The organism is Streptomyces sp. NPDC006925 (genome assembly GCF_042869575.1).
GTDB lineage: Bacteria > Actinomycetota > Actinomycetes > Streptomycetales > Streptomycetaceae > Streptomyces.
The window spans coordinates 97,500-112,960 of record NZ_JBIAGB010000013.1; the positions used below are offsets into that span (position 1 = coordinate 97,500).

Annotated in this window: 16 protein-coding genes; all 16 read left to right on the forward strand. The window is 72.2% G+C overall.

All coding sequences use genetic code 11. The annotated features are described in order from the left end of the window. Positions 1 to 15: 15 nt before the first annotated feature. The 16 genes from ACFYNS_RS19105 (at position 16) to ACFYNS_RS19180 (ending at position 15,216) form a co-directional block, all read left to right on the forward strand. A complete protein-coding gene (locus ACFYNS_RS19105) occupies positions 16 to 1,341 on the forward strand; it encodes an ammonium transporter (protein ID WP_360297294.1) in 1,326 nt (441 codons plus the stop codon). Then, entirely contained in the window at positions 1,338 to 1,676 is a 339-nt protein-coding gene (locus tag ACFYNS_RS19110; RefSeq protein ID WP_360297291.1) for a P-II family nitrogen regulator, read from the forward strand. Before ACFYNS_RS19105 ends, ACFYNS_RS19110 begins: the two co-directional genes overlap by 4 nt. A 140-nt stretch (positions 1,677 to 1,816) precedes the next feature. Then, entirely contained in the window at positions 1,817 to 4,420 is a 2,604-nt protein-coding gene (locus ACFYNS_RS19115; protein ID WP_388604114.1) for a [protein-PII] uridylyltransferase, read from the forward strand. Positions 4,421 to 4,543: 123 nt separating this feature from the next. Then, positions 4,544 to 6,103: a signal recognition particle protein gene (ffh, locus tag ACFYNS_RS19120; protein WP_360297285.1), complete on the forward strand. Its 1,560-nt coding sequence runs from the start codon at positions 4,544 to 4,546 to the stop codon at positions 6,101 to 6,103. Between the two features lie 32 nt (positions 6,104 to 6,135). After that, positions 6,136 to 6,657 (forward strand): GNAT family N-acetyltransferase, encoded by a 522-nt coding sequence (locus ACFYNS_RS19125; RefSeq protein ID WP_239502222.1) that lies wholly within the window; start codon positions 6,136 to 6,138, stop codon positions 6,655 to 6,657. 356 nt (positions 6,658 to 7,013) lie between these two features. After that, complete coding sequence (locus ACFYNS_RS19130; RefSeq protein WP_360297280.1) at positions 7,014 to 7,682, forward strand: hypothetical protein; 669 nt, start codon at positions 7,014 to 7,016, stop codon at positions 7,680 to 7,682. Between the two features lie 244 nt (positions 7,683 to 7,926). Beyond that, positions 7,927 to 8,379 carry a 30S ribosomal protein S16 gene (rpsP, locus tag ACFYNS_RS19135; protein WP_360297278.1) on the forward strand — a complete coding sequence of 151 codons (453 nt, stop codon included), beginning with the start codon at positions 7,927 to 7,929 and terminating at the stop codon, positions 8,377 to 8,379. Between the two features lie 2 nt (positions 8,380 to 8,381). Next, the gene (locus tag ACFYNS_RS19140) at positions 8,382 to 8,621 is read left to right on the forward strand and encodes an RNA-binding protein (RefSeq protein ID WP_276477624.1); all 240 of its coding nucleotides are present in this window, start codon (positions 8,382 to 8,384) and stop codon (positions 8,619 to 8,621) included. Between the two features lie 142 nt (positions 8,622 to 8,763). Next, positions 8,764 to 9,387, forward strand: coding sequence for a ribosome maturation factor RimM (rimM, locus tag ACFYNS_RS19145; protein WP_360297275.1), 624 nt, complete (start codon positions 8,764 to 8,766; stop codon positions 9,385 to 9,387). Continuing rightward, positions 9,384 to 10,286 (forward strand): tRNA (guanosine(37)-N1)-methyltransferase TrmD, encoded by a 903-nt coding sequence (gene trmD / locus ACFYNS_RS19150; RefSeq protein WP_360297272.1) that lies wholly within the window; start codon positions 9,384 to 9,386, stop codon positions 10,284 to 10,286. Before rimM ends, trmD begins: the two co-directional genes overlap by 4 nt. A gap of 208 nt (positions 10,287 to 10,494) precedes the next feature. After that, on the forward strand, positions 10,495 to 10,845 hold the full coding sequence (gene rplS, locus ACFYNS_RS19155) for a 50S ribosomal protein L19 (RefSeq protein WP_075002508.1): 351 nt from the start codon (positions 10,495 to 10,497) through the stop codon (positions 10,843 to 10,845). A 44-nt stretch (positions 10,846 to 10,889) separates the two neighbouring features. Further along, positions 10,890 to 11,606: a signal peptidase I gene (lepB, locus tag ACFYNS_RS19160; RefSeq protein WP_388603999.1), complete on the forward strand. Its 717-nt coding sequence runs from the start codon at positions 10,890 to 10,892 to the stop codon at positions 11,604 to 11,606. 472 nt (positions 11,607 to 12,078) lie between these two features. Continuing rightward, positions 12,079 to 13,068, forward strand: a complete 990-nt coding sequence (gene lepB, locus ACFYNS_RS19165; RefSeq protein ID WP_360297306.1) for a signal peptidase I — start codon at positions 12,079 to 12,081, stop codon at positions 13,066 to 13,068. After that, positions 12,962 to 14,029, forward strand: a complete 1,068-nt coding sequence (gene lepB, locus ACFYNS_RS19170) for a signal peptidase I (RefSeq protein ID WP_388604118.1) — start codon at positions 12,962 to 12,964, stop codon at positions 14,027 to 14,029. The genes lepB (ACFYNS_RS19165) and lepB (ACFYNS_RS19170) overlap by 107 nt, the downstream gene beginning before the upstream one ends. Positions 14,030 to 14,115: 86 nt before the next feature. After that, positions 14,116 to 14,853 (forward strand): signal peptidase I, encoded by a 738-nt coding sequence (gene lepB, locus ACFYNS_RS19175; protein WP_360297263.1) that lies wholly within the window; start codon positions 14,116 to 14,118, stop codon positions 14,851 to 14,853. Between the two features lie 39 nt (positions 14,854 to 14,892). Next, entirely contained in the window at positions 14,893 to 15,216 is a 324-nt protein-coding gene (locus ACFYNS_RS19180) for a DUF2469 domain-containing protein (RefSeq protein ID WP_019355837.1), read from the forward strand. The last annotated feature ends 245 nt before the right edge of the window (positions 15,217 to 15,461 follow it).

Sequence of the window (15,461 nt, forward strand, 5' to 3'; positions counted from 1 at the left end):
GAGGAGACGCCCACAGTGAACGGCGCGGATACCACTTTCGTCTTGGTCAGTGCGTTTCTCGTGATGGTGATGACGCCTGGCCTCGCCTTCTTCTACGGCGGCATGGTCCGGGTGAAGAGCGCCCTGAACATGCTGATGATGTCCTTCATCTCGCTGGCGATCGTCAGCGTGCTGTGGGTGCTCTACGGCTACTCGCTGGCCTTCGGCCCGGACACCGGCGGAGTCGTCGGCAATCTGGACTTCGTCGGCCTCAAGGGCATCTCCGCCGACTCCCTCACCGGGAAAGGCGGCATTCCGGTCTTCGCCTTCGTCCTCTTCCAGATGATGTTCGCGATCATCACGCCCGCACTGATGAGCGGCGCCCTAGCGGACCGGGTGAAATTCAGCGCCTGGGCGGTGTTCCTCACCCTCTGGGTGACGCTCGTCTACTTCCCCGTCGCACACTGGGTGTGGGCCGAGGGCGGCTGGCTCTACGACCTCGAGGTCATCGACTTCGCGGGCGGCACCGCCGTGCACATCAACGCCGGTGTCGGCGCGCTGGCCGCCGTACTCGTCGTCGGCAAGCGCATCGGCTTCAAGAAGGACCCGATGCGCCCGCACAGCCTGCCGCTGGTGATGCTCGGTGCCGCACTGCTGTGGTTCGGCTGGTTCGGCTTCAACGCAGGCTCGGAGCTCGCCGCCGACGGCACCGCCGCCAACATGGCGCTCAACACCCAGCTCGCCACCGCGGCCGCCATGCTCGGCTGGCTGGTCTACGAGCGGGTGAAGCACGGCGCGTTCACCACGCTGGGCGCCGCCTCCGGTGCCGTGGCCGGGCTGGTGGCGATCACCCCCTCCGGCGCCGCGGTCAACGCCATGGGCGCGCTGCTGATCGGTGTCGTCGCGGGCGCGGTCTGCTCGTGGGCGGTCAGCCTCAAGTACAAGCTCGGCTTCGACGACTCGCTGGACGTGGTCGGCGTGCACCTGGTCGGCGGCGTCATCGGCACCCTGCTGGTCGGCTTCCTGGCCGTGGACGGCGTAGGCGGCCTCACCCAGTTCGGCAAGCAGGCGCTCGGTGCCGGCTCCGTGATGGCCTTCTCCTTCGTGGTCTCCTGGCTGCTGGCCAAGCTCGTGCACGCCACGATGGGCTTCCGCGCCGACCCGGACGACGAGGCGGCCGGTGTCGACCAGGCGTTCCACGCCGAGACCGCGTACGACTTCAGCGCCGTCGGCGGCTCCTCGGTCCGCGACCGGGGCGGCCCCGCGGCCGCCGGATCCGCCGCCGCAGGGAGCGCGGCCGCGCAGGCCCCGCGTGCGGACAGCGCCCGTCACGACAGCCACGACAGCAAGGTGGACGCATGAAGCTCATCACCGCCGTGATCAAGCCCTACCAGCTCGACGAGGTGAAGGAGGCGCTGCGGGCCTTCGGCGTCCAGGGCCTCACCGTCACCGAGGCCAGCGGCTACGGGCGGCAGCGCGGGCACACCGAGGTCTACCGGGGAGCCGAGTACACCGTCGACCTCGTCCCCAAGGTGCGCATCGAGGTCCTGGCGGAGGACGAGGAGGCCGAACAGCTCCTGGAGATCGTCGTCAAGGCCGCACGCACCGGCAAGATCGGCGACGGGAAGGCGTGGACGGTGCCCGTCGAGACCGCCGTCCGGGTGCGCACGGGCGAGCGGGGACCGGACGCGCTGTGAGGGACGCGGCGACGGCCCCGGCGGCGGGAGCACCAGTACCGGACGGCACCGGACGATCCGCGGGAGGCGGCCTCCCGGGCACGTGGGCGTGCCCGGGAGCGGACCCCGGCGGCGCGGACGAGGGCTACGCGGCGGCCCGGGTGCGGCTCCTGCAGGACGCCGAACTCTCCGGACCCGACCGGCGCCGCGCCCTGTCCGCACTGACCGACCGGTGGCTCGCCGAGCTCTTCGGCCCCGACGCGCCCACCGGCACCGCGCTGGTGGCCGTCGGCGGATACGGGCACGGCGAGCTCTCCCCGCGCAGCGACCTCGATCTGCTCCTGCTGCACGACGGCAGCACCGACGCCACCGCCCTGGCCGCCCTCGCCGACCGCCTCTGGTACCCCGTCTGGGACCTCGGCCTCGCCCTCGACCACTCCGTCCGCACCCCGGACCAGGCGCGCACCGCCGCGGCCGACGACCTCAAGGTGCAGCTCGGCCTGCTGGAGGCCCGCCACCTGGCCGGGGACGCGGACCTCACGGCGCAGCTGCGCACCGCCGCACTCGGCAGGTGGCGCGCCCAGGCCCGCACCAGGCTGCCGGAGCTGCGCGAGTACGCCACCGAACGGGCCCGGCGCCACGGCGAGCTGCGGTTCCTGCTGGAGCCCGACCTGAAGGAGGCGCGCGGCGGACTGCGGGACCTCACGGCACTGCGCGCCGTGGCCGCCTCCTGGCTCGCCGACGCCCCGCGGGAGGGACTCCAGCAGGCCCGGGACACCCTCCTCGACGCCCGTGACGCGCTGCATGTGACCACCGGACGCGCCACCGACCGGCTCGCGCTCCAGGACCAGGACCAGGTGGCCGAGGCGCTCGGTCTGCTGGACGCCGACACCCTGCTGCGCCGCGTCTACGAGGCGGCGGGTGCGGTCTCCTACGCGAGCGACGTCACCTGGCGCGAGGTCGAGCGCGTCCTGCGGCCCCGCACCGTGGCCCCGCGTGCTGCCCGGCTGCGCGGGCTGCTGGGCGGCGGCAGGCGCTCCGCGGTGCGCCCCTCCGGCGAGGCCGTACCGGAGCGGACCCCGCTGGCCGAGGGCGTCGTGGAGCACGAGGGCGAGGCGGCGCTGGCCCTGCACGCCCGTCCCGACCGCGATCCCGTGCTGCCGCTGCGCGCAGCGGCAGCGGCGGCGCAGGCCGGTCTCCCGCTCGCGCTGCCCGCCGTCCGCAAGCTCGCGCGCACCGCACCGGACCTTCCCGTGCCGTGGCCCGCCGAGGCCCGCGAGGAGTTCGTCACCCTGCTCGGCGCCGGGGAGACCACCGTCCCGGTGTGGGAGGCCATGGACGCGGCCGGTCTGATCGCCCGCCTGCTGCCCGACTGGGAACGGGTCCGCTGCCGTCCCCAGCGCAACCCCGTGCACCGCTACACCGTCGACCGGCACCTGGTCGAGACGGCCGTACGGGCGGCGGCGCTCACCCGGCGCGTGCACCGTCCCGATCTGCTGCTGACCGGTGCGCTGCTGCACGACATCGGCAAGGGATGGCCCGGTGACCACTCGCTCACCGGCGAGACCATCGCCCGGGACCTGGCGGCCCGCATCGGCTTCGACGCCGCCGACACCCGGACGCTGGCCGGTCTGGTCCGCCACCACCTGCTGCTCGTCGAGACGGCGACCCGGCGCAACCTGGACGATCCGGCCACCATCCGGTCCGTCGCCGACGCCGTGGGCTCCCACGGCACCCTGGAGCTGCTGCACGCCCTGACGGAGGCCGACGCGCTGGCCACCGGCCCGGCCGCCTGGTCCGCCTGGCGCGCGGCGCTCGTCGACGACCTGGTCTCCCGGGTGGCGGCGGTGCTCTCCGGCGCCGCCGTCGCCGACCAGACCGGCGGGCAGGAGCTGACGGCGGAGGGGGAGCGCCTGGCGATGGAGGCCTGGCGCACCGGCGGTCCCGTCCTCGCGCTGCGGCCCCAGCAGGGGGCCGGCTCCGGCGGCGGCCGGGTGGCGGCGGAACCCCGTACGGACGGGGAAGCGGCCTCCGGCGGTACCGGACCCGAACCCGTCGGCGTGGAGCTGCGCGTGGCGCTGCCCGAGCAGCCGGGGGTGCTGCCCGCGGTCGCCGGGGTGCTGGCGCTGCACAAGCTCACCGTCCGGGCCGCCGATCTGCGGCTGGTGGAGCTGTCCGCCCTGGTCGAGTGCGCACCGGAGGGACGCGCGGACAGCCCGGACGGGGACAGCCCGGACGGGGACGGCCCGGTCGGGCAGGGCCCGGAGGGTGACGCCCCGGACGGGCGCGGCGCGACGGTGTCGAGCGGTGCGACCGCATCCGGGGAGGCCCCGCGGGTCCTGCTGCTCACCTGGCGCGTCGCCGCGCAGTACGGTTCGCTGCCGCAGCCGGCCAGACTGCGCGAGGACCTGGTGCGCGCGCTCGACGGCTCCCTGCGGCTGGCCGCCCGGCTGGCCGAGCGGGAGGCCGCCTACCGGCCGCGCCGCAGCACCGTGGCGCAGCCCCCGCCGCCGCGCGCCACCGTCGCCCCGGGCGACTCCGCGGCCGCCACCGTCCTGGAGGTGCGGGCCCAGGACGCCCCCGGGCTGCTGCACCGCATCGGCAGGGCGTTGGAGGAGGCCGGGGTGCGGGTCCGCAGCGCCCATGTGAGCACCCTGGGCGCCAATGCCGTCGACGCGTTCTACGTGACGGACGCCGCCGGATCCCCGCTCTCCGAGGTCGCGGCCGCCCGGCTCGCCCAGCGGCTGGAGTCCGAGCTGCGCTGAGCCGGAGTGCCCGCGCGGGCCGGGAGGAGTCCCGGATCCGGACAGGCGGGCCGGTCCCGCCCGCGAGGCGGCTACCCTTGGCAGAGATTGCCTCCGCCACCGACCCGAGGACCGACGAGCGCTGTGTTCGATACCCTTTCCGACCGCCTGAGTGCGACGTTCAAGAACCTCCGGGGCAAAGGGCGCCTCAGCGAGGCGGACATCGACGCCACCGCCCGCGAGATCCGTATCGCCCTGCTCGAGGCGGATGTCGCGCTCACCGTGGTGCGCGCCTTCATCAAGCAGGTCAAGGAACGCGCGCTGGGGGCCGAGGTCTCCCAGGCGCTGAATCCCGCCCAGCAGGTCATCAAGATCGTCAACGAGGAACTGATCGGCATCCTCGGTGGCGAGACGCGCCGGCTGAGGTTCGCCAAGAACCCGCCGACCGTCATCATGCTCGCCGGTCTCCAGGGCGCGGGCAAGACGACCCTGGCGGGCAAGCTGGGCCGCTGGCTGCAGCAGCAGGGGCACACGCCGATGCTCGTCGCGGCCGACCTCCAGCGCCCCAACGCGGTCAACCAGCTCTCCGTCGTCGCCGAACGCGCGGGCGTGGCCGTCTTCGCGCCCGAGCCGGGCAACGGCGTCGGTGACCCGGTCAAGGTCGCCAAGGACTCGATCACCTACGCGCGTGACAAGCAGCACGACGTGGTCATCGTGGACACCGCCGGACGCCTGGGCATCGACCAGGAGCTGATGCAGCAGGCCGCCGACATCCGGGACGCGGTCAGCCCGGACGAGGTCCTCTTCGTCGTCGACGCCATGATCGGTCAGGACGCGGTCACCACGGCGGAGGCGTTCCAGGAGGGCGTCGGCTTCGACGGTGTCGTGCTCTCCAAGCTGGACGGCGACGCGCGCGGCGGTGCGGCCCTCTCGGTCGCCCAGGTCACCGGCAAGCAGATCATGTTCGCCTCGAACGGCGAGAAGCTCGACGACTTCGACGCCTTCCATCCCGACCGGATGGCCTCCCGCATCCTCGGCATGGGCGACATGCTCACGCTGATCGAGAAGGCGGAGCAGACCTTCAGCCAGCAAGAGGCCGAGAAGATGGCCGCCAAGCTGGCGAAGGGGCCCAAGGAGTTCACGCTCGACGACTTCCTGGCCCAGATGGAGCAGGTCCGCAAGATGGGCTCGATCTCCAAGCTGCTCGGCATGATGCCGGGGATGGGCCAGATGAAGGACCAGATCAACAACCTGGACGAGCGCGAGGTGGACCGCACCGCCGCCATCATCAAGTCGATGACCCCGGCGGAGCGGGCCGAGCCGACGATCATCAACGGCTCGCGGCGGGCCCGTATCGCGCGGGGCTCCGGAGTGGACGTCAGCGCGGTCAAGGGCCTGGTGGAGCGCTTCTTCGACGCCCGCAAGATGATGTCCCGCATGGCCCAGGGCGGCGGCATGCCCGGGATGCCGGGTATGCCGGGCATGCCCGGTGGCGGCGGGAGCAAGAAGAAGGGCAAGCAGAAGAAGGTCAAGGGCAAGCGCCAGTCGGGCAACCCGATGAAGCGCCAGCAGGAGGAGCAGGCCGCCGCCGCGCGTCGCGCCCAGGGCGGCCAGGGCGGCGCCCTCGGCATCCCGGGTCCCGGCCAGGACCCCGGCGACTTCGAGCTCCCGCAGGAGTTCAAGGACATGCTGCCCCCAAAGTGAGCGTGCCGCGGCAAAGGCGGATGATGTCGTCCATGCGCGTATACATCCGCCCCCCGCGGCCCGCCGACGAGCAGCTCTACAGCGAGGCCGTCGTCCGCTCGGCAGACCACCTCCACCCGTGGAACCCCGTCGAGCCGGACGGCTTCCCCGACCTGCTCCGCCGTCAGGGGCCCGCGCTGCGCACCTTCCTCATCCTCGACCGCGAGGACGAGGGGCTCGTCGGCCGGGTGAACGTGGCCAACATCGTCCGCGCGCGCTTCCGCAACGGCTCCCTCGGCTACGACAGTTACGTCCCCTACGCGGGCACCGGCCGGATGACCGAGGGCATGCGGCTGGTCGTGGACCGCTGTTTCCAGTCGGGCCCCGACGGGCTCGGGCTGCACCGGCTGGAGATCAACGTCCAGCCGGAGAACGACCGCTCCCTGGCCCTGGCCAAACGGCTCGGCTTCCGGCACGAGGGCTTCTCGCCGCGGATGCTCTACATCGACGACGCGTGGCGGGACCACGAGCGCTTCGCGCTCACCGTCGAGGAGTGGCCCGGCCTGGAGGGCTGACGGCCGCGCCGACCGGGCGGAAGGCCCGGCCCGGGGCGGGTGCCCTGCGGAGCCGGCGGCTTCCGCGGGGCCGCTCGTACCGACGCCTGTGCGGGGCGGCTGCGCGGGGTCGTGCGGGGTGCGGCGGGCCGGGGCTCCGTACCATCGGGCGGGCCCGGTGCGGCGACGGCCTCGCGGCCGCGGCGCCGGTCCGGCGGGGGTGTCCCGCCGGCACCCGGGCGGCGGCGACCGCTTGCGGATCTCCGGTGATACGTCCGGCTTGCGGGGGGTGCGCGGCTTGGGCGTACATCTGCGTACCCGCACCCATCTCCCCGGGCATCACCGAGAACTGACTGGTACGTGCAAAATATTTTGCGATGCCCCGTAATCGGAACACCGGGGCACTCCCGCTCGTTGGGCACGACGTGAGCACGACACCACCAGTTCTCGCCGCCGAGCTGGCAGCCGCCTGGGCCGACATTCAACGGCACCACCCCGAGCTGCCGGATCTGGCCGCGCCCGAATCACTCATCGGAGAGTCCTCGTCCGCCTGCGGTACCGGACTCTCCTTCGAACGGCTGCTCCACGAGGCGGTCCACGGCATCGCGGCGGCCCGCGGTGTCCGGGACACCTCGCGGGCCGGCCGCTACCACAACCGCCGCTTCCTGGCGATCGCCGTGGAGCTCGGTCTCGACCACCCCGAGGAACCGCATCCCAGCAGCGGCTTCTCCCTCGTGGTGCTCACGCCCGAGACACGGCGGCGCTACCGCCCCACCGCCGACCGCCTCCAGCGGGCACTGAAGGCCTACAGCGCGGCCACCGAGACGGACACCGGACGCAGCTTCCGCGGTCCGGCCGCCCGGCACGGCTCCTCCGGGGGCGGGGTCCGCGTCAAGGCCGTCTGCGACTGCGGGCGCAACGTCCGGGTCGTCCCCTCCGTGCTGGCGCAGGCGCCGATCATGTGCGGGGCCTGCGGCAAGCAGTTCCGCATCCCCGTCGACCCGACGCCGGTCCAGGAGCCGGAGCAGATGGCTGCCGTGGGCTGACCGCCCGCGGTACCGCGCGCCACACCGCCCCCGTCCCGGCCGCGGGCCCAGGGGGCGGCCCGCGGCCGGGACGGGGGCGGTTTCTGCCGGGCTCCGCAGTGTGGCATCATGGTCGGCTGAACTCGACAGTCGCACAGGACCCCTCTCTCCTCCGGCTGACGCGTCCATTCGGGCACCCGGCGCTACAACCCCACGTGGCAGTCCGCCGTGTCCACCCACGTCAAGACCAGGAGACACCACACCCGTGGCAGTCAAGATCAAGCTGAAGCGTCTGGGCAAGATCCGTTCGCCTCACTACCGCATCATCGTCGCCGACTCCCGTACCCGCCGCGACGGCCGGGCCATCGAGGAGATCGGCCTGTACCACCCGGTGCAGAACCCCTCGCGCATCGAGGTCGACTCGGAGCGTGCGCAGTACTGGCTCAGCGTCGGCGCCCAGCCGACCGAGCCCGTCGAGGCCATCCTCAAGGTCACCGGCGACTGGCAGAAGTTCAAGGGTCTGCCCGCCCCGGAGCCGATGAAGGTCGCCGAGCCCAAGGCCGACAAGCGCGCCCTGTTCGAGGCCGCCGCCAAGGAGTCCGCCGACGAGCCCAAGGGTGAGGCCATCACCCCCAAGGCCAAGAAGGCTGACAAGGCCGACAAGAAGGCGGACGGGGCCGACACCTCGGCCACCGCCACCGAGTCGACCGAGGCCTGAGGATGCTCGAGGAGGCCCTCGAGCACCTGGTGAAGGGCATCGTCGACCACCCCGACGAGGTGCAGATCGCGTCCCGCAATCTGCGTCGCGGACGTGTGCTCGAGGTCCGGGTGCACCCCGACGATCTCGGCAAGGTGATCGGCCGCAACGGCCGCACCGCGCGTGCTCTGCGCACCGTCGTGGGAGCGCTCGGCGGCCGGGGCATCCGCGTCGACCTCGTCGACGTGGACCAGGTCCACTGAAGCGCAGCATGCAGCACCGGCACGGGCCGGGGACGGCAGCCAAGCCGTCCCCGGCCCGTTGTCGCGCCCGGACCCCCGGTCAGCGGACCGTCCCGGGGCCGCGGACACCCACCGAGTACGGAACCGAGCACGGAGAAGCACAGTGCAGCTAGTCGTCGCGCGGATCGGCCGCGCCCACGGCATCAAGGGCGAGGTCACGGTCGAGGTCAGGACCGACGAGCCGGAACTGCGGCTCGGCCCCGGCGCCGTGCTGGCCACCGAACCGGCCGCCGCCGGGCCGCTCACCGTGGCCGCCGGGCGGGTGCACAGCGGACGGCTGCTGCTGCGCTTCGAGGGCGTGGGGGACCGCACCGCCGCCGAGGCCCTGCGCAACACGCTGCTCGTCGCCGAGGTCGACCCGGACGAGACCCCCGAGGACCCGGAGGAGTTCTACGACCACCAGTTGGTCGATCTGGAGGTCGTCACGGTGGACGGCACGGTCGTCGGACGGATCGAGAGCGTCGCGCATCTGCCGGCCCAGGATCTGCTCGTGGTGCGGCGCGCGGACGGCGGTGAGGCCCTGATCCCGTTCGTCGCCGAGATCGTCCCGGAGATCGACCTGGAGGCCCAGCGCGCCCTCGTCGACCCGCCCCCCGGGCTGCTCGGCGAGGAGGTCGCGGAGGCGGGGCCGGGGAACGAGGGGCCCGCGGGCGGCGAGTCGTCCGGCGGTCCGGCCACGCGCTCGGCACCGGACGCCGAGGACCCGGGCCAGGGGAGCCCCCGGTGAGGCTCGACATCGTCACGATCTTCCCCGAGTACCTGGAGCCGCTGGACGTCTCGCTGGTCGGCAAGGCGCGGACGCGCGGAGTGCTCGACGTCCGCGTCCACGACCTGCGTGCCTGGACACACGACCGACACCACACCGTCGACGACACCCCGTACGGCGGCGGCCCCGGCATGGTCATGAAGCCCGAGCCCTGGGGCGAGGCACTGGACGAAGTGCTGGCCACGGGCGAGCCGGACCAGGGCTCCCCGGTACTCGTCGTCCCCACCCCCAGCGGGCAGCCCTTCACCCAGGAGTTGGCGGTCGAGCTGGCGGGCAAGCCGTGGCTCGTCTTCACACCAGCGCGGTACGAGGGCATCGACCGCCGCGTCATCGAGGAGTACGCGGAGCGGCTCGACGTGCGCGAGGTCTCCATCGGCGACTACGTCCTCGCCGGTGGAGAGGCACCCGTGCTCGTCATGGTCGAGGCCGTCGCGCGGCTGCTGCCCGGTGTGCTCGGCAACGCCGCCTCCCACCAGGACGACTCCTTCGCGCCGGGCACCATGGCGAATCTGCTGGAGGGCCCCGTCTACACCAAGCCGCCCGAGTGGCGCGGACGGGGCATCCCCGAGGTGCTGCTGAGCGGTCACCACGGCAGGATCGCCCGCTGGCGCCGCGACCAGGCGTTCGCGCGGACGGTCGGCAACCGGCCCGAGCTGGTGGAGCGGTGCGCCCCCGAAGCCCTCGACAAGCACGACAGGGCTGCCCTGGCGGCTCTGGGCTGGGAACCGGGCGCCGACGGCCACTGGCGGCCGGGCCCCGGGGCGGCGCCGCACGCCGGCGCCCGGCAGCGCGCCGACGCCGAGGAGCAAGCGCCCCCCGACCGGGAGTACGGCCCCGAGCAGGACGGGTCCGGGCCCTAGGGCCCGGTGCGGAGCGGGCACCGATTTGGGCCGGGTGGGGAGCCCGTGGAAGAATGGGCCGACCCCGGCCTCCGGCTGGGATCTTCCGCTTCGTCTCCGGCGCGCGACCCTGCCACAGGGGGACCGACGCCCGCCGAGGACGCAGCCTTCGGACCATCACCACGATTCCGCTGATGACCTGTGGCATCGGCGAAGAAAGCAGACGGACATGTCCCACCTCCTCGACAGTGTCGACTCCGCCTCCCTGCGTACGGACGTACCGGCCTTCCGGCCCGGCGACACGGTCAACGTGCACGTCCGCGTCATCGAGGGCAACCGCTCCCGTGTCCAGCAGTTCAAGGGCGTCTGCATCCGCCGCCAGGGCTCGGGCGTGCGGGAGACCTTCACCGTCCGCAAGGTCAGCTTCAGCGTCGGCGTCGAGCGCACCTTCCCGGTGCACACGCCGATCGTCGAGAAGATCGAGGTCGTGACCCGCGGTGACGTGCGCCGCGCCAAGCTGTACTACCTGCGCGAGCTGCGCGGCAAGGCCGCGAAGATCAAGGAGAAGCGCGCGAGCTGAGCGCGCGTCCTCGGTGCCCGGCGGGCCGGTTAGGCTTCCGCTCGATGGAGACCGAGGAACAGCACGAGACACCGGGGCGCGGCCGCTCTTCGGTTCCCGATCAGGGGACGAAGGGCAGGTCGCGCTCCGTGCGTCTGGGCCTGGCCGCGGCATCGGTCCTGGCGGTGCTCTTGCTGACAAGTGCATTCATCGTGCAACCTTTTCTGATTCCGAGTTCCTCGATGGATCCGACCCTGCGCGTCGGGGACCGGGTGCTGGTGAACAAGCTGGTCTACCGTTTCGGAGACGGTCCGCGACGCGGGGACGTCGTGGTCTTCGACGGCACCGACTCCTTCTCGGGGGAGGCCGATCCCGACGCGAACCCGGTGGTGGTCGCGCTGCGTGAGGCGGGCGCTGCGACCGGGCTGGTGCGGCCCTCCGAGACGGACTACGTGAAGCGGGTGATCGGGGTCGGCGGCGATCGGGTGCGCTGCTGCGACAGGCGGGGGAGGATCGAGGTGAACGGCCGGCCCGTGGACGAGGAGTATCTGCACCCCGGAAACGCCCCTTCGGTCGTGCCCTTCGACATCCGGGTGCCCGAGGGGCGCCTGTGGGTGATGGGGGACTTCCGTTCCCGGTCCAGCGACTCCCGCGACCACCTCGGCGAACCCGGCGGCGGTACCGTCCCCGTCGAGCGCGTGATCGGGCGGGCCGACTGGATCGGCTGGCCGCCGAGCCGCATCGGATCGGTACCGTCCGGCGCGGGCAGCGGCCATGACTGATCCCGAGGGCTCCCCGGGCGACGCCGGGTTCGGCGCGCCGGGCGCCGGAGCGCGCGGCGCGGACAGCGCCTACGGCGGCCATCGCGGTCCCGGCGGCCAGGGTGGACCCGGCGGTCGCGGTGCGTACGGCGGACCCGGCGGGTATGGCGGGAGGCAGGGCCGGCCCCCCGGCCCGGGACCCGGTGCTACCGGCGGCGCTTCCCCGCACGATGTCGGCTACCCGTACACGGAGCCCTACGACTACACGGCGCCCGACGACCGGGCGGAGCCCTGGGGCCGCTCCGAACCGTCCGGCGCCCCGGGTCCCGCCGCCCCGCCCGAGCCCCCGCCCGGACAGAGTCCGCCCGGTGGGCCGGCGTCCGGCTCCCGGTACGCCGGGACCGCCGATGCCGAGGGGACCGCTCACGCCGCACTCCGCGAAGAGCCCGCTGACGCCGCCGAGCCGTCGGATCCGGCGCGAGAGGCGCCGCCGCTGCGCCGCCCCGGTCAGGGCAGGGCCGACCGCAGACGCGCCGCCAAGCGCATCCAGCGCCGCCGCAGGCTCTCCGCGACCAAGGAGCTCCCGATCCTGGTCTGTGTCGCGCTGCTGATCGCGTGGGTGCTCAAGACCTTTCTCGTGCAGGCCTTCGTGATCCCCTCGGGCTCCATGGAGCAGACCATCCGGATCGGGGACCGGGTGCTGGTGGACAAGTTCACGCCGTGGTTCGGTGCCCAGCCGCACCGCGGGGACGTGGTCGTCTTCCAGGACCCGGGCGGCTGGCTGGAGAACGAGGAGAAGGAGCCGGACAACGCACCCGTCGGGATCAAGCAGGGCGAGGAACTCCTCACGTTCATCGGACTGCTGCCCTCGGACGACGAGCAGGATCTGATCAAACGGGTCGTCGCCGTCGGTGGGGACACCGTGCGCTGCTGCGACAAGCAGGGGCGCGTCACCGTCAACGGCACGCCGCTGAACGAGCCCTATCTTCACCCGGGCAACAAACCCTCCCGGATGAAGTTCACGGTCAACGTCCCCGCGGGACGCGTCTTCGTGATGGGTGATCATCGGGCCAACTCCGCCGACTCGCGCTATCACTTGAAGGATCCGAATCGAGGAACGATCGGAGAAGACCGAATCGTTGGTAAAGCTGTCGTCATTGCTTGGCCGTTCGACCACTGGAGGCGGCTCGAGGAGCCGGGAGCGTATGCCTCCGTCCCCGACCCCGGCGGCGGAGCCGTCTCCCTGCAGATGAACCGGGACAATCGGGTGGCGCAACTGCCGTTCTCCGCGGAACTTCCGCTCGTTATGGGAACGGTGGGCCTGTACCGCTGGCGGGACAGGCGAATGCGCAGCGTGAGGAGTGGATGTGGGGGACTTGGCGGTCGGTACGCGGTCCGGTTCCGGGTACCCGGAGGACGGAGGTCCGGGTGCGGACGGCAGGACAGGCGACGCAGAACCACCGGCCGTGGAAAGAGGGAGTGACAGCGTGACGGCGGAGACCGACGGGACGGCAGCCGGCTCAGGGGCGGACGGGGACAGCCCGTGGATCTCCTCCGGGGCGAAGCCGCAGCACGAGGCACCCGACCCGGACGGAGCGGCCGAGGTGGCGAACCCGGACGGAGGATCCGGGGAGCCGGACGACAAGAAGGCGGCGAAGAAGCAGCGCCCGTTCTGGAAAGAGCTGCCGATGCTCATCGGCATCGCGCTCATCCTCGCCCTGATCATCAAGACGTTCCTGGTCCAGGCGTTCTCCATTCCCTCCGACTCGATGCAGGACACGCTCCAGCGCGGGGACCGGGTGCTGGTGGACAAGCTGACGCCGTGGTTCGGAGCGACCCCGGAGCGCGGCGAGGTCGTCGTCTTCCACGACCCGGGCGGCTGGCTCCCCGAGGCGCACGTCGAGGAGAACTTCCTGCAGACCGCGCTCAGCTTCATCGGCCTGATGCCCTCGGCCAACGAGAAGGACCTGATCAAGCGGGTCATCGCGGTCGGCGGGGACACGGTGGAGTGCAAGAAGGGCGGCAAGATCCAGGTCAACGGCACGGCTCTGGACGAGTCCTCGTACATCTATCCGGGCAACACTCCGTGCGACGACAAGCCGTTCGGGCCGCTGAAGGTCCCCAAGGGCAAGCTGTGGGTGATGGGCGACCACCGCCAGGACTCCCTCGACTCCCGCTACCACCAGAACCAGCCCGGCGACGGCTTCGTCCCGGAGAAGCAGGTGGTGGGACGGGCCATCGTCAAGGCGTGGCCGATCGACCGCTGGGGCACTCTGCCGGTCCCCGAGACCTACGACCAGAAGGGCGTGCAGTCACGTGCGCTGAGCGCCGCACCGGGTGCCGTCGGACTCGCGGGCGCTGTCCCGCTGGTGCTCTGGCGGCGTCGGCGGACGCAGCTGCAGCAGTCGCGCCCAGTCGCGCAGTCCGCATCCCACGAGGGCTGACGACTCCGAGTACCGCCCGGTAGGGTCAGCGGTCTGCGCCGACGCAGGCTGTCGGGTCCGTTGCGCAAGAGCCGGGGAGTACGGAAGTGAGCAAGGCAGAACGTACCGACGAGGGCCGCGGCCGCCTGGGTGACCGAATCTCCGGGGTGGCTGTGGCCCTCGGGTGTGTGCTCTTCCTCGGCGGCTTCGTCTGGGGCGCCGTGCTCTACAAGCCCTACACGGTGCCCACCGACTCCATGGATCCCACGGTGCAGGCCGGTGCCCGAGTGCTGGCCGAGCGGGTGGACGGCGACGAGGTGCGGCGGGGCGACGTCGTCGTCTTCCAGGACTCGGTATGGGGCACGGTGCCCATGGTCAAGCGGGTCGTGGGTGTCGGCGGGGACAAAGTCGCGTGCTGCGACCGGGAGGGCCGACTCACCGTCAACGGCCGGCCTGTCGAGGAACCGTATCTGCATGCCCGGGGCGACGACGCGCAGCGGGCCTTCGAACCCACCCGGGTCTCTGCGGGGAAGCTCTTCCTGCTGGGGGACAACAGGCAGGCGTCCCTCGACTCCCGGGTGCACCTGGAGGACGCCGACCACGGTGCCGTGCCGCGCTCCGCCGTCCAGGCCCGGGTCGCCGCCATAGCCTGGCCCAGCAGTGCGGCCGGGATGCTCCCGGAGCCGAGCGGCTTCGCCGACATGCCCGGCGGAACCTCCGATCGCGGGCCGCTTCCGCTGGCACTGACCGCTGTGCTCGTGGGGGCCGTCCTGGTACTGGGCGGGGCGGCGTACGGACCGCTCGCGCGGCGCCGAGCGACTTCGGCCCGACGCCGCTCGGGGTGACGCACAATGGGGGGACGCACGGCTGAAGGGGAACATGCCATGAGCGCCGAGGACCTCGAGAAGTACGAGACCGAGATGGAGCTCAAGCTCTACAGGGAGTACAGAGACGTCGTCGGACTGTTCAAATACGTGATCGAGACCGACCGGCGCTTCTATCTCACCAACGACTACGAGATGCAGGTCCACTCGGTGCAGGGTGAGGTCTTCTTCGAGGTGTCGATGGCGGACGCCTGGGTCTGGGACATGTACAGACCGGCCCGGTTCGTCAAGCAGGTACGCGTTCTGACGTTCAAGGACGTGAACATCGAGGAGCTCAACAAGAGCGAACTCGATCTGCCGGAGGACTCCGGCTTCAAGAGCTGAACCGCTGTGTGCCCCCGCGGCACACGGTGCGGCGGCCCGGCGACGCGCCTCTCCGTCCCACGACGTCCCCGTGGCACGCGACCCGCAACGGGTCCGGTGCCACGGGGACGCCGTGCTGAGGGCTCAGCTGAAGACCGGCTGAAGGCTCAGCTGGAGGCTCACTCGTGCAGGTGACGGAGATACCCACAATCACCGGGTTCTCCACAGGAATCGAGCAAGATCCCCGAACTGCCCCAGGCGCCGTC

Excerpts from the sequence above, each read along its gene's own strand:
- ACFYNS_RS19110 (WP_360297291.1), top strand. The coding sequence starts at position 1,338 with ATGAAGCTCATCACCGCCGTGATCAAGCCCTACCAGCTCGACGAGGTG.
- ACFYNS_RS19125 (WP_239502222.1), top strand. The coding sequence starts at position 6,136 with ATGCGCGTATACATCCGCCCCCCGCGGCCCGCCGACGAGCAGCTCTAC.
- ACFYNS_RS19130 (WP_360297280.1), top strand. The coding sequence starts at position 7,014 with ATGCCCCGTAATCGGAACACCGGGGCACTCCCGCTCGTTGGGCACGAC.
- ACFYNS_RS19140 (WP_276477624.1), top strand. The coding sequence starts at position 8,382 with ATGCTCGAGGAGGCCCTCGAGCACCTGGTGAAGGGCATCGTCGACCAC.
- rplS (WP_075002508.1), top strand. The coding sequence starts at position 10,495 with ATGTCCCACCTCCTCGACAGTGTCGACTCCGCCTCCCTGCGTACGGAC.
- lepB (WP_388603999.1), top strand. The coding sequence starts at position 10,890 with ATGGAGACCGAGGAACAGCACGAGACACCGGGGCGCGGCCGCTCTTCG.
- ACFYNS_RS19180 (WP_019355837.1), top strand. The coding sequence starts at position 14,893 with ATGAGCGCCGAGGACCTCGAGAAGTACGAGACCGAGATGGAGCTCAAG.